At 53.4% G+C, this 22,480-nt stretch carries 24 protein-coding genes; 13 read left to right on the plus strand and 11 right to left on the minus strand.

Features of this window, described 5'->3' with window-relative positions:
* Positions 1 to 21: 21 nt before the first annotated feature.
* Positions 22 to 891: an MlaD family protein gene (locus EV12_RS06770; RefSeq protein ID WP_036913681.1), complete on the minus strand. Its 870-nt coding sequence runs from the start codon at positions 889 to 891 to the stop codon at positions 22 to 24.
* Entirely contained in the window at positions 891 to 1,634 is a 744-nt protein-coding gene (locus EV12_RS06775; RefSeq protein WP_036913911.1) for an ABC transporter ATP-binding protein, read from the minus strand. Before EV12_RS06775 ends, EV12_RS06770 begins: the two co-directional genes overlap by 1 nt.
* Before the next feature lie 203 nt (positions 1,635 to 1,837).
* On the opposite strand from EV12_RS06775, the gene EV12_RS06780 reads away from it, so the two are divergent.
* Entirely contained in the window at positions 1,838 to 3,196 is a 1,359-nt protein-coding gene (locus EV12_RS06780) for a gluconeogenesis factor YvcK family protein (protein WP_052039483.1), read from the plus strand.
* Here EV12_RS06780 and EV12_RS06785 read toward each other — a convergent pair.
* The 3 genes from EV12_RS06785 to EV12_RS06795 are packed head-to-tail and all read right to left on the minus strand — an operon-like array spanning position 3,190 to position 4,863.
* Positions 3,190 to 3,747, minus strand: coding sequence for an NAD(P)H-quinone oxidoreductase subunit J (locus tag EV12_RS06785; RefSeq protein ID WP_036913685.1), 558 nt, complete (start codon positions 3,745 to 3,747; stop codon positions 3,190 to 3,192). The genes EV12_RS06780 and EV12_RS06785 overlap by 7 nt on opposite strands.
* Complete coding sequence (gene nuoB / locus EV12_RS06790; RefSeq protein WP_036913687.1) at positions 3,744 to 4,496, minus strand: NADH-quinone oxidoreductase subunit NuoB; 753 nt, start codon at positions 4,494 to 4,496, stop codon at positions 3,744 to 3,746. The genes EV12_RS06785 and nuoB overlap by 4 nt, the downstream gene beginning before the upstream one ends.
* 4 nt (positions 4,497 to 4,500) lie before the next feature.
* On the minus strand, positions 4,501 to 4,863 hold the full coding sequence (locus EV12_RS06795) for an NAD(P)H-quinone oxidoreductase subunit 3 (RefSeq protein ID WP_036913689.1): 363 nt from the start codon (positions 4,861 to 4,863) through the stop codon (positions 4,501 to 4,503).
* A gap of 83 nt (positions 4,864 to 4,946) precedes the next feature.
* Between EV12_RS06795 and EV12_RS06800 the strand changes: the two genes are divergently transcribed.
* From EV12_RS06800 to EV12_RS06825, 6 genes are all read left to right on the plus strand, one after another.
* Positions 4,947 to 5,375, plus strand: a complete 429-nt coding sequence (locus EV12_RS06800; protein ID WP_036913690.1) for a rubredoxin — start codon at positions 4,947 to 4,949, stop codon at positions 5,373 to 5,375.
* 12 nt (positions 5,376 to 5,387) lie between these two features.
* Positions 5,388 to 6,395 carry a photosynthesis system II assembly factor Ycf48 gene (locus EV12_RS06805; protein WP_036913691.1) on the plus strand — a complete coding sequence of 336 codons (1,008 nt, stop codon included), beginning with the start codon at positions 5,388 to 5,390 and terminating at the stop codon, positions 6,393 to 6,395.
* Between the two features lie 107 nt (positions 6,396 to 6,502).
* Positions 6,503 to 6,751 carry a cytochrome b559 subunit alpha gene (psbE, locus tag EV12_RS06810; protein WP_036913692.1) on the plus strand — a complete coding sequence of 83 codons (249 nt, stop codon included), beginning with the start codon at positions 6,503 to 6,505 and terminating at the stop codon, positions 6,749 to 6,751.
* 3 nt (positions 6,752 to 6,754) lie between these two features.
* The gene (gene psbF, locus EV12_RS06815; protein ID WP_011131263.1) at positions 6,755 to 6,904 is read left to right on the plus strand and encodes a cytochrome b559 subunit beta; all 150 of its coding nucleotides are present in this window, start codon (positions 6,755 to 6,757) and stop codon (positions 6,902 to 6,904) included.
* A 16-nt stretch (positions 6,905 to 6,920) separates the two neighbouring features.
* A complete protein-coding gene (locus EV12_RS06820) occupies positions 6,921 to 7,040 on the plus strand; it encodes a photosystem II reaction center protein L (RefSeq protein ID WP_036913693.1) in 120 nt (39 codons plus the stop codon).
* A 12-nt stretch (positions 7,041 to 7,052) separates the two neighbouring features.
* A complete protein-coding gene (locus tag EV12_RS06825; RefSeq protein ID WP_036913695.1) occupies positions 7,053 to 7,250 on the plus strand; it encodes a photosystem II reaction center protein J in 198 nt (65 codons plus the stop codon).
* Between the two features lie 92 nt (positions 7,251 to 7,342).
* On the opposite strand, the gene mtnP is transcribed toward EV12_RS06825, so the two are convergent.
* Entirely contained in the window at positions 7,343 to 8,257 is a 915-nt protein-coding gene (mtnP, locus tag EV12_RS06830; RefSeq protein WP_036913696.1) for an S-methyl-5'-thioadenosine phosphorylase, read from the minus strand.
* Positions 8,258 to 8,960: 703 nt separating this feature from the next.
* On the opposite strand from mtnP, the gene mtnA reads away from it, so the two are divergent.
* Together mtnA and EV12_RS06845 are read left to right on the plus strand one after the other, a co-directional pair.
* Positions 8,961 to 10,073: an S-methyl-5-thioribose-1-phosphate isomerase gene (mtnA, locus tag EV12_RS06840; protein WP_036913699.1), complete on the plus strand. Its 1,113-nt coding sequence runs from the start codon at positions 8,961 to 8,963 to the stop codon at positions 10,071 to 10,073.
* Positions 10,074 to 10,801: 728 nt separating this feature from the next.
* Positions 10,802 to 12,949: a bifunctional aldolase/short-chain dehydrogenase gene (locus EV12_RS06845; RefSeq protein ID WP_036913701.1), complete on the plus strand. Its 2,148-nt coding sequence runs from the start codon at positions 10,802 to 10,804 to the stop codon at positions 12,947 to 12,949.
* A 32-nt stretch (positions 12,950 to 12,981) separates the two neighbouring features.
* On the opposite strand, the gene EV12_RS06850 is transcribed toward EV12_RS06845, so the two are convergent.
* From EV12_RS06850 to EV12_RS14175, 5 genes are all read right to left on the minus strand, one after another.
* Positions 12,982 to 14,004 (minus strand): NAD-dependent epimerase, encoded by a 1,023-nt coding sequence (locus EV12_RS06850; RefSeq protein ID WP_036913704.1) that lies wholly within the window; start codon positions 14,002 to 14,004, stop codon positions 12,982 to 12,984.
* Positions 14,001 to 15,449, minus strand: coding sequence for a nucleotide sugar dehydrogenase (locus EV12_RS06855; protein WP_036913708.1), 1,449 nt, complete (start codon positions 15,447 to 15,449; stop codon positions 14,001 to 14,003). Before EV12_RS06855 ends, EV12_RS06850 begins: the two co-directional genes overlap by 4 nt.
* A gap of 103 nt (positions 15,450 to 15,552) precedes the next feature.
* Positions 15,553 to 16,863, minus strand: a complete 1,311-nt coding sequence (gene hisS / locus EV12_RS06860) for a histidine--tRNA ligase (protein ID WP_036913711.1) — start codon at positions 16,861 to 16,863, stop codon at positions 15,553 to 15,555.
* Between the two features lie 40 nt (positions 16,864 to 16,903).
* A complete protein-coding gene (locus EV12_RS14170) occupies positions 16,904 to 17,056 on the minus strand; it encodes a hypothetical protein (RefSeq protein ID WP_193742173.1) in 153 nt (50 codons plus the stop codon).
* 89 nt (positions 17,057 to 17,145) lie between these two features.
* Complete coding sequence (locus EV12_RS14175; protein WP_052039482.1) at positions 17,146 to 17,325, minus strand: hypothetical protein; 180 nt, start codon at positions 17,323 to 17,325, stop codon at positions 17,146 to 17,148.
* 265 nt (positions 17,326 to 17,590) lie between these two features.
* Between EV12_RS14175 and EV12_RS14820 the strand changes: the two genes are divergently transcribed.
* The 4 genes from EV12_RS14820 (at position 17,591) to selD (ending at position 22,472) form a co-directional block, all read left to right on the plus strand.
* Positions 17,591 to 17,713, plus strand: coding sequence for a hypothetical protein (locus EV12_RS14820; RefSeq protein ID WP_255327638.1), 123 nt, complete (start codon positions 17,591 to 17,593; stop codon positions 17,711 to 17,713).
* Positions 17,714 to 17,764: 51 nt separating this feature from the next.
* A complete protein-coding gene (galE, locus tag EV12_RS06870) occupies positions 17,765 to 18,811 on the plus strand; it encodes a UDP-glucose 4-epimerase GalE (RefSeq protein WP_036913714.1) in 1,047 nt (348 codons plus the stop codon).
* Between the two features lie 65 nt (positions 18,812 to 18,876).
* Positions 18,877 to 20,205, plus strand: a complete 1,329-nt coding sequence (locus EV12_RS06875; protein WP_036913717.1) for a sugar transferase — start codon at positions 18,877 to 18,879, stop codon at positions 20,203 to 20,205.
* A 74-nt stretch (positions 20,206 to 20,279) separates the two neighbouring features.
* Positions 20,280 to 22,472 carry a selenide, water dikinase SelD gene (gene selD, locus EV12_RS06880; protein WP_036913721.1) on the plus strand — a complete coding sequence of 731 codons (2,193 nt, stop codon included), beginning with the start codon at positions 20,280 to 20,282 and terminating at the stop codon, positions 22,470 to 22,472.
* Positions 22,473 to 22,480: the final 8 nt, after the last annotated feature.

The raw sequence follows: 22,480 nt of genomic DNA on the forward strand, positions 1-22,480 counted from the left end.
ATGAGCAAGAACAATTTAATTCTATTCTTTTGAAGTCTCAGCGGGATAAAGCTCATCAAAAAATGCACCAAAGCCAATAGTAACGCTACGCACAGCATTCATGAATTGCGGATCATTCGTAAGTTTTTCCACATCTCCACCAACTGCATCAAATTTTGCGGTAAGAGAGCGGGCGTAACTCACAGTCTGCTTGAGATCATTAACTGTTTTGGGATTGTCGAATGCTTCAACCACATTGTTGATATGTCCGGTTGCAAGATTGAGATTGCTGATCATCGGTTCAGCGCGAGCCACCTCATCCTTGAGCTGACTCATTAATTTGGAGACATCTTTGGCGGTGCTCTCGATCTGCTTGGTGGAGTCAACCAAATAGGTGACCAACTTCTGCTTCTCTGCCTCTTGCAGGAGGCGCTCAAGCGTCTCTGTCACTGAAGAGATGCTCACCGGAGGTTCACCAATAATCGTTGCCCCGTTACACAACACCTTGCTGCCAGAACAATCCTTTGATCCAGGCAGGGGAGCATTAGCAGGCAACTGCTTGCCAAGACTCACCAACGCCACCTGAGAGTCACCCCCAAGCAATGAACTAGAAGCCACCTTGGCGACGACCGGCTTGGAAAGGCGCAGATCACCCTTATTGATTTCAAGGGTGGCCTGCACAGCTTGTGAAGTCACATCGATTTTGACGACAGTGCCCACCAAGATGCCGCGATAAGTCACGGGGGAACGTTCAGCAAGACCAGTTGCATCGGGGAAGTTCACCTTGATGCTCCAAACCTTGGCGCCAAGACGCACACCCCTTAACCAGAGCAAGGTTCCTGCAAAGGCAACCACTGCTCCAACGATGGAGAATCCGACAATGGCATCACGAACGCTGCGTCGCATAGACATCAATGCTCTTCAGGTTGCATTGGCCCGCGAAGACTACCGGTACGGAACTGTTCGACATAGGGATTATCCGTATTACCGAAGTCTTCTATAGAGCCAGCCCAGTGAAACTTGCCTCCATAAAGCATCACCACCCTTTCTGCAGAACGTTCAATCGTGCTGCGTACATGGCTCACCACTACCGAACAACCTCTGGCCACGGTGGTGGTCTTAACAATTAAATCTTCAATTCGTGTGCACGCCACAGGATCAAGGCCAGCGGTTGGCTCGTCATAAAGCAATAACGGCATCGCTCCGCTCTCACGATCAGGATCATCAATCAGGGCCCTAGCAAAACTTACTCGTTTCTGCATGCCACCACTGAGCTGGCCTGGAAGTTGATCAGCCACATCGTAAAGCCCTACAGCTTCTAGACAAGCTATGGCTCGCTCACGAATCTCCTTCTGCTTAATGCGTCCTCCCCGCATCAACAAAAACCCCACGTTCTCCTCGACCGTTAGGGAGGCCAGCAACGCTGGGTTTTGAAAAACAAGGCGCACATCAGGGGGTTGCTCCTGATCAAGACGCAAATAAGCCTGCTGCTCACCAAATAGACGAAGCTCTCCGCTCGTAGGCAACTCCAAACCTGCCAGCAGCCGCAACACCGTGGACTTACCAGCACCAGAAGGCCCCACGACCGCCAAGCGTTCCCCAGGCTGCATGACCAAGTTGACCTGATCAAGCACTGGCCATTGTCCCCACTGCATGGTGAGATCACACATCTCGACCACGGGGGTGGCTTTTGACACAAATACCCTGTGCTGGGAACCGAGTCATTTTGCCCGGGATGTCGAAGAAGGAAAGCTTTCGTACAGTTGCCTTAAAGACCTATGGCCGGTTTTTCCCCGCGCATGTGACCTCGCCCAAACACCGCTTTATTCAGCGCCGCTCTCATCAGCGCCGCGCCAGTATGAAAGGAATAAAGGCTGCTAGCGAAAGGGGTCTAATGATCCGTTCTCGCAGAGCAGTGAGTTGGCTCCTACCTGGACTGGTCGTCAAGCGCTGGCTGCTCACTTCGGGCCTCGGCCTTCTCATGGCACTTCTAGGAGCAGCCATCTGGGCGGACCTCAAGCCCATCTACTGGATGATCGAGACCCTCATCTGGCTACTGGGAACAATCACAACTGTGCTGCCACGCAGCATTACAGGTCCCTTGGTGGTCTTGATCGGGGCCGCCCTAGTGCTGTGGGGACAAAGCCGCAGCTTTGGTTCGATTCAACAAGCACTAGCGCCCGACAAGGACACCGTGCTCGTTGACGCCCTTCGTGCCAAAAGCAAACTCAACCGCGGCCCCAACATCGTCGCCATTGGAGGTGGAACAGGCCTCTCTACTCTGCTCAGTGGCCTGAAGCGCTACAGCAGCAACATCACAGCGATCGTCACAGTGGCTGACGATGGCGGTAGTAGCGGAGTCCTTCGTCGTGAACTTGGTGTTCAGCCACCAGGCGATATTCGCAACTGCCTGGCTGCACTCTCCACCGAAGAACCCCTGCTCACACGACTGTTTCAATATCGTTTCTCGGCAGGTAGTGGTCTAGAGGGCCACAGCTTCGGCAATCTCTTTCTCTCCGCACTATCAGCCATCACGGGCAATCTAGAGACAGCCATCACAGCGTCTAGTCGAGTACTCGCAGTTCAGGGTCAAGTGGTTCCCGCAACCAATGCAGATGTACAGCTCTGGGCAGAACTGGAAAACGGCCAGCGCATTGAAGGGGAATCAGCAATCGGCAAGGCCCCAAGTCCCATCGTGAGGCTTGGCTGCTTGCCCGAACAACCGCCAGCCCTGCCCAGTGCCCTAGAGGCAATCTCTAATGCAGACCTGATTCTTCTAGGACCTGGCAGCCTCTATACATCTCTATTACCCAATTTGCTTGTACCGGCATTAGTTCGAACCATCCAACAGAGCCGAGCACCGAAGCTCTACATTTGCAACTTAATGACTCAACCCGGCGAAACAGATGGACTGGATGTTGTTGGTCACCTAAGAGCAATCGAAGCCCAACTCGCCAGCCTGGGCATCAGCCAGAAACTATTCAACGCCGTATTGGCCCAGGACGACTTAGGACAATCCCCATTGGTGAAGCACTATCAAGCCCGAGGTGCTGAGCCGGTCAACTGTGATGCTCAAGCACTGATCGCCAAGGGCTATGAGTTGATGCAAGCTCCATTGCAAGGGAAACGGCCTCGCGCAACACTGCGCCATGACCCTCGCAGCCTTGCCCTAGCGGTGATGCGCTTCTATCGAAAGCATAAAAAGAATGCTCAATAAGCATCCTGCATCTCATAAAAGTCGGGCTGCACATAATCTTTCCGCAGTGGCCAGCCCTTCCAGTCTTCAGGCATCAGCAACCTTTTCGGATGGGGATGTCCCTCAAAGTTGATGCCGAACATGTCAAAAGTTTCCCGCTCCTGCCAGTCAGCTCCTCGAAACAAGCCGTAGATCGATGGGAGCGAAGGTGTGTCTTCACGAGACAAGAACACCTTGAGACGTACCTCACGGACCTTGGCCGCGACCGACGAATCTCCCACCCCCATCTTTGCAACCATTTCAGCCATGGCAACGAGATGGTAGAAGCACACAAGCTGCTGGCCAGGGCCTTCGTCATATCCACCCTGGCATTGAAGATAATCAAAACCATCAGCCTTGAGAGCTGCAACGATCACCTGCAGGAACATCGACTCCACACCAATCACCTCCACACCAAGATGATCAGGATCAAGCAACTGATGCTCAAAACCCTGCTGGTTGAGCCACCGGCTTACAGGTCCAGGTTCCGGACCCGCCGGCACCATGGTGGGGGTGGAAGGGGTCTCGCTCATGACTCGTAGGTTGATGAAGACTGAGAAGCTGGGCTGGTATCAATTTGAGTGGTGTTCAACTCCGCAGCAATTGGTAGCCCAGCACCAGGCTTCAAAGCAGCTTTCTGGGTATCAGCACTCAAGTAGGCCCCGGTGACAATTGGCTCAACTCGCTTCATTTGATGGGGCACTGTGAAGTAGCGGTGGGTCTGGGCAATCTTGATCCGCTCAGCGACCGATTCATTACCCACTTTTTTGCGTAACTTGATCACCGCATCAAAAATCGCTTCAGGGCGAGGTGGGCACCCTGGGAGGTACAGATCTACGGGGATGAGCTTGTCTACTCCACGCACAGCGGTAGTGGAGTCAGCACTGAACATGCCACCAGTGATCGTGCATGCACCCATAGCAATCACGTATTTAGGCTCAGGCATCTGCTCATAAAGCCTGACCAGGGCTGGACCCATCTTCATGGTCACCGTGCCCGCGACGATGAGGAGATCTGCCTGCCGAGGAGAGCTTCGGGGCACCAATCCAAAACGGTCAAAATCAAAACGTGATCCAATCAGAGCCGCGAACTCGATAAAGCAACATGCGGTGCCATACAGCAACGGCCAGAGACTGCTAAGCCGAGCCCAATTGTGTAGATCGTCCAGACTTGTGAGAATGATGTTCTCACTCAATTCACTGGTCACACTGGGAGCACCGACAGGGCCACAACTCGCTGCACGCAAGTCACGAACGGCATCGATGGAGGGGGTCACTGACATGAAATCAACTCCATTCGAGGGCACCCTTCCGCCAGGCATAAGCCAGTGCTACGAGAAGAATGGCAATAAAAATAAGGGCTTCGATGAAAGCCAATAGACCTAAGCGATGAAATGCCACAGCCCAGGGATAAAGGAAAACAGTCTCCACATCGAAGATGACGAAAACTAAAGCGAACATGTAGTAGCGAATGTTGAACTGAATCCAGGCACCACCAATGGGCTCCATCCCTGATTCATAGGTCAGCTCCCTCTCGCCGCTGCGACTGCGAGGCGCCAAGAGCTTGTTGGTGACAAGCGCCAAGATCGGTACTGCCGCTGAGATCAGCAGAAAGCCGAGAAAAGCGTCATAACCCGGCAGCGCAAACATGGACAAGTACGACTTGCTACTCAGTCTGGCATTCACTGCCATGGGCTAACGCCGATAGAGTTATTCCACCTGACAGAGCAGCTGTGAGCGACAAAACCACATCTGCCGAAGACTCGACAGAAGCCGAATCAGTTGCTCAAACTGACGTTGATGGTATGGCCACAGAATCCATCGTCTCAGCAGAGTCCGACACCGACCAGCTCACCCATCGCTTTGAGTGCCGCAGTTGCGGTTACGTCTATGACCCAGAGGAAGGAGTAAAGAAGCTTGGTATCACTTCCGGAACAGCTTTCAAGGATCTCGATCCAACCAACTTTCGCTGCCCCGTATGCCGTGCCCGCATCGACGCCTTCAAAAACATCGGTCCTCGCAGTGCGCCTAGCGGCTTTGACGAGAATCTCAACTACGGCATCGGCGTCAACCGCCTAACACCTGGACAAAAGAATGTCCTGATCTTTGGAGGCCTGGCTCTGGCCTTCGCCTTCTTCCTCTCCCTCTACTCACTGCGTTAACGCATCCCTCCCATGATCCGCCTGTTCTCGAACCTTTTCAACCTGGTGCTGATTGTGGCCATCGGATTCGGCCTCAGTGGGTGCGTCACCAGCCGGCTTCCGGTCGCCAGCACCAGCCCATGGCAACCCTTGGAGTTGAACACTGAGTCAAATCCGCTGGACATCAGTTTCTCTGACGCCAACCACGGCTTCGTTGTTGGTACCAACCGCTTAATCATGGAATCAAATGATGGCGGTGTCAGCTGGAAGAAGCGCAGCTTGGATCTTGAAGAGGAGGAAAACTTCCGGCTAATCAGTATCGATTTCAACGGCAATGAGGGTTGGATCGCTGGGCAGCCAGGGCTGGTGATGCACAGCACCGACGCAGGCAAGAACTGGTCACGACTGAAGCTTGAAAACAAACTCCCAGGGGATCCATATCTGATTACCAACCTAGGTCCCAATAATGCTGAGCTTGCCACCAATGCAGGTGCCATCTATCGCACAAGCGATGGTGGCACCACCTGGAAAGCAACTGTGAGTGAAGCGGCGGGAGCAGTGCGCGACCTCAGGCGCAGTGCAGCTGGCAATTACGTGAGCGTGAGCAGTCTCGGCAATTTCTTCTCCACCTTGGATATAGGCCAGGATGTTTGGCAAAACCATGAGAGGGTGAGCAGCAAGCGGGTGCAGAGCCTGGGTTATCAACCCAACGGTGAACTATGGATGGTGGCCAGGGGGGCCGAGATCCGCCTCAACGATCAACCCGGAAACGTCGACAGCTGGGGCAAACCGATTATTCCAATCACCAATGGCTACAACTATCTGGATCTTTCCTGGGATCCCAATGGGGGCATCTGGGCAGCGGGCGGCAACGGAACGCTTATTAAGACCAAGGACGACGGTAAAAGCTGGCAGATCGATCCCATGGGCGACACACAGCCCTCGAACTTGATCAGGATCCTGTTCGACACCAGCTCTGAAAGCCAAGCCAAGGGCTTTGTCCTTGGAGAACGCGGCCACCTTCTGCGCTGGGTTGGCTAAGGCTTGACCTTCAGCCAAATGAGCAACGCTCTGTAACCATGCCCGTTCACCAGACGCAGTGTTGAGGCTCAGCCTTATAAGATCTAAAAGCTGATACGCCTGAGGCCATGGCTGCTGGCTCCACCGGGGAACGCCCTTTTTTCGAGATCGTCACTAGCATCCGCTACTGGGTGATCCACGCCGTTACCCTGCCTGCGATCTTCCTCGCCGGCTACCTGTTTGTGTCCACGGGCCTTGCCTATGACACATTCGGGACACCTCGCCCTGATGCCTATTTCCAGGCAAGCGAAAGTAAGGCTCCTGTCGTTAGTCAACGCTACGAAGCCAAATCCCAACTCGACCTGCGCCTGCAATAAGCCATGGCTCAATCTTCTTCCGCACCTCTTCAAGCTCTCAACGTCCGTGTCTATCCGATTTTCACGGTGCGTTGGCTGGCTGTACACGTCCTAGGTGTACCCACAGTGTTTTTTCTTGGCGCCATAACCGCCATGCAGCTCATCCGTCGCTGATCAACTCTCCCAAACCATGGAGCAAAACCCAAACCCGAACAACCTGCCGGCAGAGATGAACCGCACCAGCCTTTACTTAGGGCTTTTGCTGGTTTTTGTTACTGCCGTGCTGTTTACCAGCTACTTCTTCAACTGAGGGATCTGAAGCATGAGTACGAAACTTAAAGGCCCTGACGGACGTATCCCTGACCGTCTTCCAGACGGCACTCCAGCCGTTTCATGGGAACGCCGTTGGACAGAAGGAGCCCTACCTCTATGGTTAGTGGCCACAGTTGGCGGCATGGCTGTCCTCTCAGTCCTAGGCCTCTTCTTCTTCGGCTCCTTCACTGGAGTCGGTTCAGCTTGATTTAGAGTCAAGATTCTGTGTGTAAACCCTACCTAGCAGGGTGGGGATTTACATGCAGAATTAGATCTTCTAAAAAGAACAAAAACTGACCATCAACTACCGCCAAACTCGCCCCAGTAAGGCCTTGTAAAGAGGTCAAGTTTGCGGCGAGTTGTGTCAGTTACATGTTTTTTGGCGGTTAGCAAAGCATCTTCCAAAGCATTGTGAGCTGTGCTGACGGGGCGAATATCTGCAACCATTTTGGCTGTTGCCCGAACGATCTTTGTGGCCACCTGTGCATTGGCCCTCAGATTTGCAAGCACCATCTCCACAGTCACGCTGTCATGGTGACCATGCCAACAATCGTAATCAGTAACCATTGATAAAGAAGCATAGGCAATCTCTGCTTCCCGAGCCAGTCGAGCCTCAGTGTGATTGGTCATTCCGATCACCATGCAGCCCCAACTCCTATAAAGTTTCGATTCCGCCCGAGTGGAAAAGGCCGGACCTTCCATCGCCAGATAGGTACCACTACGATGCAATTGGCGTCCGTCCGGCATCAGGCTTTCGCCAACATCCGCTAATAAGCGAGAAAGCGTGAGGCAAAAAGGATCAGCCATTGCCACATGAGCCACCGCCCCATCTCCAAAAAAAGTCAGTGGTCGCTGATGAGTCCGATCAATGAATTGATCAGGTACCACCATGTCTAAGGGGCGCACCTGTTCCTGCAATGAACCAACTGCTGAAGGCGAAAGGATCCAACGCACACCAAGCGAACGCATCGCCCAAATATTCGCTCGATAGGGAACTTCCGTAGGCAAAAAAGTGTGATTACGCCCATGGCGAGCAAGAAATACCACCTCCATACCGTCAAGGGTGCCGAGTCGAAAAGCATCCGAAGGCTTTCCAAAGGGAGTATCAATCTCCAATTCTTGAATGTTCTCAAGGCCTTCGATGGCATAGAGCCCACTGCCTCCCAAAACTCCCAAACGAGCACCTTCGAGAGGAGAAGTTGTTAGGCGATTCAATTAACGTCTTTCAGCTTTAAATAGCATAGCCCGTCAATAACTCCATCAATACTTATAGCCTTGAAGGGCTTAATATAAACGACTGATAAGTCAAAGCATCACATCAAGTCATGAGTTTAATTAGCAAATATTTATTCAATCTTCAAAGAATCGAACTGGCCAAGGTCTCCAGCAGAAGGAATCCATAAATCTCTTAGCTGCCTTATAAAGTGTTTGCCATCAAGATGCATGTACCCACGTGAAACAACAATTAAACTATTCAAGCGGGCAAACGTCTACAGAGCCACCTTGATCCACTGCATTGGGTTGAAACAGAAGAAATCATAACTGGCTTAAAAAACATTTTAAACCTGAGGGCAAGACTTATCTTGGCAAGGTTAATCTAAAAAAGAGTTAACTCATGATCGCAAAAGGCCTAGCCCAGGCAAAGGTTAGACCAGGCCGAATGCTTTCATTCAGCCTGCGTGATTACTGGGCCCAGCAATGATCAACAAGCCACACTTGAGCTAATCTTCAACTATGATTTCAGCGCAGAAATCATGAGGGCAGCAAGACTCAATGTATTAGTAGCCAAATATCGTAATGGGCGATTACACCAGAATGAATTAGTCATGCAACCTGACCGCTTTAAGAATTGGGATCTGCCCAGGCAAAACATCGACTCGGTTAACACTGCCCAGGATCATCTAAATGGTGCAATGTCATGAACATTGATGGCACAGCCTGGCGCACCATCTGGCTCGAAAAAGATGGTCATTCAGTCGGCGTGATCGATCAAACCCAGCTGCCCCACAAGTTCAGCACCCTCAAGCTCAGCAACTGCCAAGAGGCCGCAACCGCAATTCGCACCATGGTGGTGCGTGGGGCTCCATTGATCGGAGTCACCGGCGCCTATGGATTAATGCTGGCCCTACAAGAAGACCCCAGCGATGACGCCCTAGAGGCTGCCTTTAAGCAACTCAATGCCACCCGGCCAACAGCAGTCAATCTGCGCTGGGCCCTCAAACGAATCCGAGACAAAGTAAAACCCCTTCAACCAGCTAAGCGGGCAGAGGCCGCCAGAGCCGAGTCTGCCCTCATTGCCGAGGAGGACGTGGCCATGTGTGAAGCCATCGGCAACCATGGCTTAGGAATCATCCAAAAGCTTGCTGCAGGCAGACCAAGCGTGCGACGACAAGAGCCCATACAAGTGCTCACCCACTGTAATGCTGGCTGGCTGGCCACCGTTGATTGGGGGACCGCGCTGGCACCGATTTACAAGGCCCACCGGGCTGGCCTAAACATTCATGTATGGGTTGACGAGACACGCCCCCGCAACCAGGGAGCGAGCCTCACTGCCTACGAACTAGGTCGTGAAGGCGTACCCCATACCGTGATCGTGGATAACGCAGGTGGGCACCTTATGCAGCAAGGATATGTTGACGCAGTCGTCGTAGGTAGCGACAGAACCACACGCAGCGGTGACGTGTGCAACAAAATCGGCACCTATCTCAAGGCCTTAGCGGCCCTAGACAACGGCGTGCCCTTTTATGTGGCCCTACCCGCCTCAACAATCGACTGGTCAATCTCGGATGGGGTCGCAGAAATCCCTATCGAAACCCGCTCGGCGATGGAAGTGACCCACATCCAAGGACGAAACAACAACGCTTCTAGCAACAACCAACTCACCACCGTGCAACTCACCCCCGATCAAAGCGAAGGCTTCAACCCTGCTTTTGATGTAACCCCTGCGCGCCTCGTAACGGCCCTAATCACCGAACGCGGAGTCGCGGCAGCAAGCGAGACGGGTCTCATGGAGCTTTACTGCGATGATTAGAAATTAAAACCAATGAATGCAAAAACATCACTACGCAAAGATTGATCAATGACTAATCAAGCTCAAGGTCGTCTTTAATCATAGAAGAATCTTCAAAGCAGCACTCAATCCTCACTATCCATAGACACCAAACATGAGATGAATTGAAATCGCCAAGATCGACTCAACTTACACACTCAAATACAAGGAAGATCCTTGCATTTCTACTTCCCAAGGCTTGACTGGAACCTATACAAAAGAACAAGATATTCATCGAGATTAAATGCTTTGCAAAAAGGCAAGGTATTGCACACAGCAAGCTTTCATTCCTCAGTTTTACATCTTTTCAACACCAGAGTTAAAATGATTCATTAAATCTAGGGCTCGACAATGATCAACAGAAGGCTGGTCGACTTGACAGGAATAGCCAACATTATACTCTGCTATATATGATCCCATAATCATTCGAAAGCCTAAGTATCCGAGGCTTCAGAACTTTTATATCAACATCTTTTCCATCTACACAGCCCAAGCGAAACACCATGTTTAAGATAACCAATCAGGGAAATTCAGCCATCTGACTGAGAATCTCTTCAGTCAACACTTCATGCCAAGGAATTGTGATTCTTGGCATGGAAACATCTCAACGAACTACCTAATAAAGCTTTTAGCCTTGAACATCCGCAAAGGAGAAAGCAGAGGAACTTCAGCGCGACTGAAGTAACGTTCCCGTCGATACGCACCAATCAATGACGTGCCAAAACCGCTGGTCGGATACCGAGGCACAAGCGGCCATCAAGTCTTACGCCGCGCAGGACGTCTCTGAAGACCTGGCTCTCCGCACTTACACAGCCCGTCTGCTCGGCTCCGATCCCCAGCTGGTGCTGCATGGCGGAGGCAACACCTCGGTTAAAACCAGCTGCATAGGATTGTTTGGCGATCACATACCAGTGTTATGTGTGAAAGGCTCGGGCTGGGACCTATCAACCATCGAGCCGGCCGGCCATCCTGCTGTGCGATTGGAGGACCTGCAGGCCTTAAGAGATCTATCTGCACTTAGCGACGAAGACATGGTTGCAGCTCAACGCAGCAACCTGATCGATCCATCGTCACCCAATCCTTCGGTTGAAGCACTACTACATGCATTCTTACCAAGCAAATTCGTCGATCACACCCACGCAGTAGCTGTTTTAGCCCTAGCAGATCAACCAGATGCCGAACAAATCTGCCGTGAACTCTACGGTCGACGTGTCGCGATTGTTCCCTATGTCATGCCTGGCTTCCAACTAGCATTGGCCGCCATCAAAGCCTACGAACAAGCAGAAGTAGAAGCAGCTAAAGCGGGAGTTGAACTTGAAGGGATGGTGCTTCTCAAGCACGGCTTATTTTCGTTTGCTCCCACAGCACAACAAAGCTACGAGCGAATGATCAATTTGGTGCGTGAGGCGGAAGAGCGTCTTGGGGAAACCCCAACGCTTTGCCTACCACCACCAACCAATCCAGCTCATAACAAAAACATCGCTGCAATTCTGCTGCCACTGTTACGTGGTGCCCTGGCTCAATCAGCAGCTGTGCATAACGCTCCCCAACGTTGGCTTATGGAGTTGCGCTCAACCCCACTGGCACTCCAACTAGTAAACGACATTCACCTTCAAGACTGGTCTCGCCGTGGAGTCGCTACCCCCGACCACGTGATCCGAACCAAACCCTGGCCTCTAATTCTCAAAAAGCCTCCGCAACTCCAAGGAGATGAAGCGATTGAATCCTGCCAAGTGCTGGGGGAATGGCTCCACTCAGCAAAACTGGCATTAGAGCAATACATCAACTCATATCAGGATTACTTCGAGCGTCAGAATGCTCGCGTTGGCAGCCATAAACAACAGCTCGATCCACTACCAAGGCTGATCGCAATCCCTGAAGTTGGCCTCGTTGGCCTAGGCCGTTCAACAGCCGAAGCCAATGTCACCGCAGATATTGGTGAGGCCTGGGCCGCCACACTGATGGCAGCTGAATCAGTGGGACGTTTTCAACCAGTCAATGAGGCAGATACCTTCGAGATGGAGTACTGGAGTCTCGAACAAGCAAAGCTCGGCAAGGGCAAAGAAGCACCACTCGCACGCCATGTTGTCTTGGTCACTGGTGGTGGTGGTGGAATTGGTGCAGCGATCGCCCTTGCCTTCGCCAAGCAAGGTGCACAAGTTGTCGTACTTGACAAGAATGGTGAAGCAGCAACAACTACTGCCAAAGGATGCGGCTCAAGCTCTCTCGGACTGAAGTGCGACCTCACCAATGCTGCTGAGGTTCATGATGCATTCGCGACAATTGCAGCTTGCTTTGGGGGCTTAGACATCGTGGTATCCAATGCTGGTGCGGCTTGGAGCGGAGACATTGCCACTCTTCCAGAATCCAAGTTGCGAGCAAGCTTCGAGCTCAACCTATTTGCTCACCAGCACGTTGCACAAGCTGCAGTTCGCCTGTTTCGAGCCCAGGGCAATAGAACGACAGATACCAGCAAATCCTTAGGCGGACAGCTGCTCTTCAATGTCAGCAAGCAAGCGCTAAACCCAGGCCCTGGTTTTGGTGCCTACGGAATTGCGAAAGCGGCATTGCTGGCACTTATGAAGCAATACGCCCTGGAGGAAGGGCCCTCAAGCATTCGCTGTAACGCCATCAATGCAGATCGAATTCGGTCCGGCCTGCTCGATCAGGCAATGATTCGAGAACGAGCGGAAGCGCGCGGCATCAGCGAAGCAAGCTACATGGGTGGGAACTTACTCGGTGCAGAAGTCCGAGCAAGTGATGTAGCGAATGCGTTCGTAGCATTAGCCTTAATGCCGCGAACCACTGGTGCATTACTGACAGTGGACGGCGGAAATGTTGCGGCGATGGTGCGTTGACGCCTACATGCACATGCATGTCAAGCTATTGATCAAACCTCATAAAAGCTTCGATACCACTGAGAGAAGCACTCCACCCCCTCTGCGATCGGGGTCGACGGCCGAAAATCCACCCAGGCCTCAAGAGCAGATGTATCAGCAGCGGTGGCCATCACATCACCAGGTTGCATGGGCTGGAAGTCCTTCACCGCTTCCCTCCCGAGAGACTTCTCCAAGAGCTCAATAAAATGCATCAACTCAATGGGCTGGCTATTACCAATATTGAAAAGACGGTGGGGTACAGCAGCGGTGCCTGGATCAGGGTTCCGCGGATCGAAGCCTAAATTTGCGGTAGCAGGCTTGTCGCAACAACGAAGCAACCCTTCAACGATATCGTCGATATAGGTGAAATCACGCTGCATCTTGCCGTAATTGAACACCTTGATGGGCTCGCCAGCAAGAATTGCCCTGGCGAAGAGCATCGGAGCCATGTCTGGACGGCCCCAAGGTCCGTACACAGTAAAAAAGCGCAATCCTGTAGCAGGCAACCCATACAAATGGCTATAGGTATGAGCCATCAATTCGTTGGCCTTCTTGGTGGCCGCATAGAGACTCACCGGGTGATTCACAGGCTGTTGCTCATGAAAAGGCAAGTTGCGATTGCCACCATATACCGAGCTACTCGAGGCATACACCAAGTGCTTCACTCCATGATGACGACATCCCTCAAGGATGTGACCGAAGCCCACCAAATTGGCCTGAATGTAGGCCGCCGGATTCTCCAATGAGTAGCGAACCCCTGCCTGGGCAGCCAAATTAACGACCACCTGAGGCTTCTCAGTACTAAACAGTTCCTCTATGCCTGCACCATCTTCCAAGGCTATTGGGTAAAAAGTCCAAGACGCTTTAAGGGAAACCGCTTCAATCTGAGCAAGTCGTGCTCGCTTCAAAGACGGATCGTAGTAGTCATTCAGGTTGTCAATGCCAATGACACGGTCACCCTGGGCTAACAGCCTCTGCACAAGGGCAGCACCAATGAATCCCGCAGCCCCGCTAACAACAACGCATCGACTCATACAGCACCATCTCCAACTCGCCAAAGCATCAAGCCAGACGATTTCACAGCGTCTGGATCGACAACAGCGCGAGCATCAAACACCCAGGCAGGTTGACGCATCAAAGGTGCCAAAGCGACCCAATCAAGCTTTCTAAACTGCTGCCACTCCGTCAGGATCAGCGCAGCATCTGCACCAGCGACTGCATCGGCAACGCTAGTGCAGGACCACCAGGTCCCTTCACCGCTAAGGGCGGCACGGGTAGGACCTGCCTGGACATCTGGCGGGGAACTAGCCGGCAGCTGCAAATCAAACGCAATCTGTTGCGGATCCACCTTCGGATCATAAATAGCCAGCTGAGCACCCTCCTCCAGCAGATCATGTGCAATACGAATCGCCGGCGCTTCTCGAGTGTCATTGGTGTCTGCCTTAAAAGCAAAGCCGAGCAGTGCCAACCGCTTACCTGTAACCGTTCCAAAAAGCTTTTGCACCACCAAACGAGAAATACGGTGCTGCTGCCAAGTATTGAGAGCTACCACGTTCTCCCAATAGTCCGCCACATCCGGCAAGCCAAAATGACGACAGAGATAAACCAGATTGAGGATGTCTTTCTGAAAACAACTCCCACCAAACCCAGGCCCAGCTTGAAGGAACTTGGAGCCAATGCGAGAATCGCTACCAATAGCGCGCGCCACCTCACGCACATCCGCACCAGTACGTTCGCAAAGAGCCGCCACTGAGTTAATGGAACTGATGCGCTGAGCCAGAAACGCATTGGCGGTGAGCTTGGAGAGCTCACTGCTCCAAAGATTTGTAAGCAGAATTTTCTCAACTGGCACCCAATGGCCATAAATCTCTGCCAAAGACTGAATGGCAACGGGGTTTTCGCCACCGATCAACACACGGTCCGGCGACTCCAAATCACGAATCGCCGTGCCCTCGGCAAGGAACTCTGGGTTGGACAACACAGAAAAACTAATCGGTAGCTCTCCATCAACCGCCTGCCGCTGAGCAGCCTCAAGAATCGAACGCACAACTTCAGCGGTCCGCACTGGCAGCGTGCTCTTCTCAACAACAATCGTGTGACCCTGCGCAGATTGTGCGACCTGACGAGCGCAAGCTTCCACCCAACGCAGATCACTGGCCTGACCGGCCCCCAGTCCTTTTGTTTTGGTTGGTGTATTCACCGAAATGAACACCATGTCAGCAGCAGCAATCGCAGCGTCTACCTGCGTAGAGAAAGTGAGATTGCGCCCGCGAGCCCGATCGACCACCGCATCCAACCCAGGCTCATACACAGGCAGTTTGCTGAGATCAAGGTCATTCCAAGCAGCAATGCGGGCCTCATTGAGGTCCACCACGTTCACCTGAATATGTGGACAGCGATCGGCAATCACCGCCATAGTCGGGCCGCCTACGTAACCCGCACCAATGCAACAGATGTTGCGGATTTTAAAGGCAGTCATAGCGTTGTAAACAGCGAGTTCAACAAAAGATGAGGGGAGAGGCCTGCTCAGTCATGGCAGAAGATTAAGTGGAACCTCAGCCTGCAAAGAAAGCGATCGGCGGTCATTCTCGAACCAAACGCACAAGGCCAGTGACATCGTCGAGTCGATGGAGTTGATCGATGGGATTCGGATTGGCTTGAATTGTTGCCTCCTGCAAACGCTTAAGGCGTCCCTCGCCCCGCTCGGCCTCATCATCACCAATCACCAAAGCCCAGGTGGCCCTACTGCGACCGGCACGCTTGAACTGCTTGCTAAAGGTAGCGGCAGAACTATCCAGCTCCACCATGAGCCCCGCAGCCCGTAGCCGATGGGCAATGACCAGGGCAACTCGTTCCGCCTGCTCTCCCCGATTCACCACATAAAGATCCGGCCTCGTGGAAGCCGTTAAGCGAGCAGCTGATCCATCTGGATTAATACTCGCTGCAGCCTCAAGCAAAAGCATCAACCGCTCCATACCAAGAGCCCAACCAAAAGCGGGCGTGGGGGGGCCCCCTAACTGCTCAACCAACCCGTCATATCGTCCTCCGCCACAGACTGTGGCCTGGGCACCAAGCTGATCGCTAGTGATCTCAAAAGCGGTATGGCCGTAGTAGTCAAGGCCGCGCACAAGACGAGGATTAAGTTGGAAAGGGATCTGGAGAGCCTCCAAGTCAACCTGCACATCCTCAAAGCGGCCCTTACTCTCCACGCTGAGCGCCTCAAAAAGAGTAGGAGCATCCTGCAACAATTCCCTTATTGCAGGATTTTTACTATCAAGGATACGCAGTGGGTTGGTGTGCAAACGCTTGCGTGAATCGTCATCAAGCTGGTCACTTCGGGCTTCTAGCCACGCCACAAGCTCCTCTCGATACTTCTGTCGATCCTGAAGGGTACCGAGGCTATTGATTTCCAGAACAAGACCTTGCACGCCCAAGTCGACCAGAAGTGCCCAGGCCAATGCAATGACTTCAGCATCACTACGAGGACTACCAACCCCGAGATACTCCACACCAATCTGATGAAACTGTCGTTGCCGACCAGCCTGAGGTCGCTCATAGCGAAACATTGGACCGCCATACCAAAGACGCTGTGGCCCCTGACTCAACAAGCCGTGCTGTAGAGCCGCACGCACAACAGAAGCGGTTCCCTCCGGCCGAAGGGTGCAGGATCGCTCACCCCGATCAACAAAGGTATACATCTCCTTACCAACAACATCCGTGGCTTCACCAATGCCACGTGCGAAGAGTTCAGTCACTTCCAGAAGAGGCGTGCGAATCTCCTGCAACCCTGCTCTGCGGAAGTGATCTCGCGCAACGCTTTCTACCGCCTGCCAGCGCCTCGTCTGCTCTGGCAATAGATCCACCATTCCTCGCAGGCTCTGCAGCTGAGTCACGCTTCACCGACAAGCAGTCGACAGTCTGCCGGGCCAGTGATCACCAAGCTCGATAAACGAGGCAACCAAACAAGTCGCGCAATGCCCCTGAACTGTTGGCGAGGCTGCCGGCCGGTGGCAACCACCGCAACGGATCACGCCAGAAGGGACCTGCCCAAGCCCCGCGAACCTTGAAATCAACAGGAAATGGCACCACGTTGAACCCCTTACGCTCAAAAAGCCCTGAGCAGGACGCCTATGGAAAGTACAGATCAAAGAAGAATCCTGATAGACAATGATGCGTTAACTGATCTCAACAAATGACTTATGGCGGCCTCTGCTGCTGTATTCACCACTGGCGGAGTACTGGCCATTGCCGTACCAATGTGGCTCTAAAAAGCACCAGCGAAATAGCACGCCAAAAAGTGATTGGATGAGGCTCAATCCCAGAGGCAAAAGCTTGATACGCAAATAGGTGATCACGAGTCCAAAAGCTCTCGGAAGTAGGCGATGGTGGATTTCAAGCCATCAATCTGGTTTGTTTGATGCTGCCAACGAAATGCTGCAATACCAAATCAATAAGCGGTAGGCGCTGCAAGTGAGCATCGCTAGGCAAGAGTTTGTTCATTCATGGATAGAGAAGGATTGATTCGCTCGCAAACCAGCTCAGCCAAGTTTCGGGTTATGACTTCAGCGAGGTCCCGAAGCCTTCAAAGTCTTTGATGGAGTTCAGGGTTTAGCTGCTGCCTTGACTACTAAGGTTCTGAACATTGATGGACAGCTCAATATCACAGCGAAAAGGGGGTCGACGATGCCCCGCAAACTCTGCAATGGCTCCTCTGGTCAGCTGATCATTTCAAGAGTCTTATGAAATTGAACAGGTACAGCTCCTAGCCTGACTGCCTAAGTCATTTAATTTGCGATGGCCGAGTTGTTGATCACGGGTGGTGCCGGGTTCATTGGCAGTCACACCTGCCTGGTGCTTCTGGAAGCCGGCCACAGGCTGGTGATACTCGACAACTTTTCCAATAGCTCAGCTATTGCCTCAAAAAGGGTAGCCGAACTTGCTGGAGTGGCCGCCAAAGAGCGAATGCTCGTATTGGAGGGAGATATCCGCAATAGCAACGATCTAGATCGCGCTTTCAGCTCAATGGAAAACGGCATCGCGGCTGTGGTGCACTTCGCCGGGCTCAAGGCAGTGCATGAATCAGTTCAGTTGCCACTGAAATACTGGGATGTGAATGTGGCTGGCAGCCGCTGCCTACTGGAAGCCATGCAACGGCATAACTGCCGCACGATCGTTTTCAGCAGCAGTGCAACGCTCTATGGCTATCCCGAGCAAATCCCAATCCCTGAAACGACTAGGGTGCAACCGATCAATCCATATGGTCAAAGCAAGGCAGCGGTGGAGCAGTTGCTAGATGACCTGGCCTGCAGCGAACCTGGTTGGCGCATTGCCCGATTGCGCTATTTCAATCCAGTTGGAGCCCACCCCAGCGGCTGCATCGGCGAAGATCCCAAAGGAACACCCAACAACCTTTTCCCTTTTGTGAGCCAGGTAGCAGTAGGCCTGCGCGCGGAACTCCAAGTATTTGGAGCCGATTGGCCTACACCCGATGGGAGTGGTGTGCGCGACTACATCCACGTGATGGACTTAGCTGAAGGACACCGGGCTGCGCTGGAGGTACTAGAGCGAGAAGAACCGCAACTCCTCACTCTTAATCTCGGCAGTGGCAAAGGCCACTCGGTGTTGGAAGTTGTGCAGGCCTTTGAAAAGGCAAGCGGCCAACCCGTGCCATACAGCATTAATCAGCGCCGCGCTGGAGATACCGCATGTAGCGTCGCAGATCCAAGACTGGCCGCCGAGCGGTTGGGTTGGTACACGCAGCGCAGCCTTTCAGACATGTGCCGCGATAGCTGGACTTGGCAGAAGGCCAATCCACAGGGCTACAGCCAGAAACAACAATGAAACCATTGTTGCTCCCCAACACCAACTCACAGCCAGGCAAGCCCTAAGGTCACCAAGTCGCTGCGATGCCCTTGTCCTGGCGCGATCCTCGCCGCAACTTGCTGACTTGTGCGGGCCTAGATCTGCTTGGCCTAGTAGGAGTCCTGGCTGGATTATCAAGCATCTGGTCACAACCGCTAACGGGACAGCTTGGCTGGATGGTGACGACGATCACGGCCTATTTGCTACTGGGCTGGCTGTTGGGCACATACACCCTGCTGAGCTGGCGCCGTCTGCCCCGCTGGACACTGATCCAACGCCTGGGGCTTTGCCTGCTGACCACATTGATGCTGGTGGCGATCCTGCGCTGGGTGATCAATCCACCACTAGACATCTGGCTGGTGTACCGCAGCACCCAGCTGTCATGGCTGCTACCAACAACACTGTGGTCTCTACTGGTGCGAGTCAGTTTGCGCAAGGGGAGACTTCAGGCTGAAGAGCCAAAGCTGATCCTTCTAGCCTCCGAAACGGAAGCAGATCAGACCCTTCAGGCCTGGCAAAAAACACCCACACGACTCATGCCTAAATGGCTACCTGCTGCAGAGGTGGCAAAACAACGGGGGCCATTAGTGATAGCGGTATCACCCAACATTAGGCACCACCCTGATTACAGCGAATTACTGGAAATATTTGAGCAGCGCGACCCCCGCGAATGCAACCTGACAACACCTCTTGCCCTTGCAGAGCGACAACTCGAACGACTGCCTCCAAAGCTGCTGCCCGAATCCTGGCTGAGCTATTCCGAAATTCCCTGGAACATATTGTTCAGCCCTCAACGCCAACTCAAACGAGTGGCAGATGTGGTACTAGCAATGCTGCTGTTGGCAGTAACAACACCGCTATTGCTGTTGCCAGCGGCCCTGCTGATCTGGTTAGAAGATCGCGGTCCGATCTTTTACATCCAGGAACGCAGCGGCTGGTTAGGCCAGCCATTCATGGTCCTGAAACTCCGCACGATGAAAGTGCCACCACCTCATGCTCCCATCAGCTGGACAATGCCGGGCGACCCACGCATCACCCGAATAGGCCACTGGCTGCGGCGCTCGCGCCTCGATGAACTACCTCAGCTCATCAACGTGCTGCGTGGCGACATGAGCCTGATTGGACCGCGACCTGAGCGTCCTGAAATAGAGCATGAGCTGGAAGAAAGCATTCCCCACTACCGCAAGCGCCACTGGATGCGCCCTGGATTAAGCGGCTGGGCCCAGGTATGTGCCCCTTATGCCGCAAGTGTGGAGGATTCAGAGCTCAAACTCTCTTACGACCTCTATTACCTCAAATACTTCAATAGCTGGCTAGATCTCATGATCCTGCTACGCACAATTAAAACGGTGCTCAAGGTGGGTGGTCGTTGAAAATCTCGCCACAGGCAACACGTTCAATTGCCAACGCAATGACAAGCCTCAACTCCATGCTGCGCTGAAAAACCATGACGGCTGATCACCTCGTTCTCGCCGGGGGGGGACATAGCCATGCCCTGATGCTGCGTCGCTGGGCCATGCGTCCCCAACTCCGACCTGCAGGACTGATCACCCTGATCAACCGCCACAGCACCACCCTCTACTCCGGCATGGTGCCTGGTCTCATTGCCGGTCATTACAAACACAGTGAAATCACGATCGACCTCCGTCGCCTCACGGACCGAGCTGGCGTAGCACTAATCATTGCCGAAATCACAGCAGTGGAGGCCCACCACAATCGCCTGCTCCTCGCCAAGCGTCCTCCCATACATTTCCAACGAATTAGTTTCGATGTGGGAGCCGAAACCTTCAACAAGGGCCCATACCTTGAACTAAGCCAGGCTGAAATGGCAATGCCAATCAAGCCTTTGGAGCCTGCCCTGGCCTGGCTTGAACAGCAAGACAGTCAGGTGCTGCTCAATGATTCCACGCCACTGACGGTGATCGGGGCTGGCCTGGCGGGAGTAGAAGTGGCGCTCGCCCTTCGTCAACGCTGGCCCAAGCGCCCTTTAAATCTGCAGGCGCATCATGGGCAACCCAGACCAGCCCTAAAACAAGCCCTCTCCAGGGCCGCAATCGTAGTAGTGCCAAGCGGAACCCCCTTGAGTGGCCCCACCCTGCTCTGCACTGGCAGCCAAGCTCCCGCTTGGCTTGCTACCAGTGGCTTTCCCGTGGATCCCTTTGGGCGTGTTCGCACCACTAAGACACTTCAAGTCATCAACCATCCCCACTGCTTCGCCGTCGGCGACTGTGCGGTGATTGATAAGGCCCAGCGGCCAGCCGCAGGGGTATGGGCCGTGCAAGCCGCAAAGCCTCTTGCCCAAAACCTAGAGCGGCTCAGCCGTAGACAACCCACCCGTCCATGGCAGCCACAACAGCTTGCCTTGCAAATACTGGGAGGTCAGCTGACCTCAGGGAAGTTCACCGCCTGGGCTATTTGGGGCAACCGGATCATCGGCCCCCATACCTGGCTTTGGTACTGGAAAGAAGCTATCGATCGGCGCTTCATGGGGAGCTTTAACGAACTCCCAAGCATGAGCGGAGTTCTCAAGCGACAGGAGAACATGGCTTGCCGAGGTTGCGCAGCCAAACTGGCTGAGAAGCCTTTAAACGATGCCCTAAAGCAGGCAGGCCTTGGAGCTCTTGGGCAACAACCTGAGGACGCTGCCTTGATTGCCAGCACATCATCAGGCGACAGCTTGCTGCAAAGTGTCGATGGTTTCCCTGCACTGATCAGCGACCCCTGGCTTAATGGTCGCTTAACCACACTGCATGCCTGCTCAGACCTTTGGGCCAGTGGTGCGCATGTGATCTCTGCACAGGCTGTCATCACCCTGCCCAAGGTGTCATCTGAACTTCAACAAGAGTTGTTGGTCCAAACGCTCAAAGGAATCCAATCAACCCTCGAACCGCAAGGCGCCAAATTAATTGGAGGGCATACCCTCGAAGCCCGCAGCATTCCGCCCCAACCAATCAATCTTGGGATCCAGCTCACCCTTAGTGTTAACGGCAAGGTGGCTTCTGGGCGGGTGCCTTGGAGCAAAGGCAAGCTGCAATCGGGAGATGTCCTGCTCCTCAGCCGCCCCATAGGCAGCGGCGTGATCTTTGCTGCAGCAATGGCAGGAGAAGCTCACCCAGAGGATCTCGACGCTGCACTTGCCCAGATGACGATCAGCCAGCACAACCTCCTGACAGCGCTGCGAAGCCTTGAAGAAAAACATGCAGGAATGCAAACCATTCATGCATGTACCGACATCACCGGCTTCGGACTACTGGGCCATCTCGGTGAAATGCTTAGCGCAAGCAATCACCAACGCCATAGCGCAGGGCTACAACCTCTACGTCTCATCCTCGAAGCCACCGCCATTCCCTCCCTGCAGGGTGCTCTGCTGCTCCTAAAAGCTGGCTATTCGAGCACCCTGGCCCCAGCCAATCGTCGCAACTGGCACTTGCTCAATCCGAGCATCGACGGCGAGCCCGCACCGATCGAAATCGCACTGAACGATGTAACCCCAGGCAGTGCACACCACCAGGCACTGCTCGAACTCATGGTGGATCCACAAACCTGCGGCCCATTAGTCCTGGCCTGTTCAACCAAAATCGCCTCAGAACTTCTCAGGGATGGTCCTTGGCAACGCATCGGCCAGGTTCAGCCGATGTAGTGGTTGCT

This window comes from Prochlorococcus sp. MIT 0701 (assembly GCF_000760295.1).
Taxonomy (GTDB): domain Bacteria; phylum Cyanobacteriota; class Cyanobacteriia; order PCC-6307; family Cyanobiaceae; genus Prochlorococcus.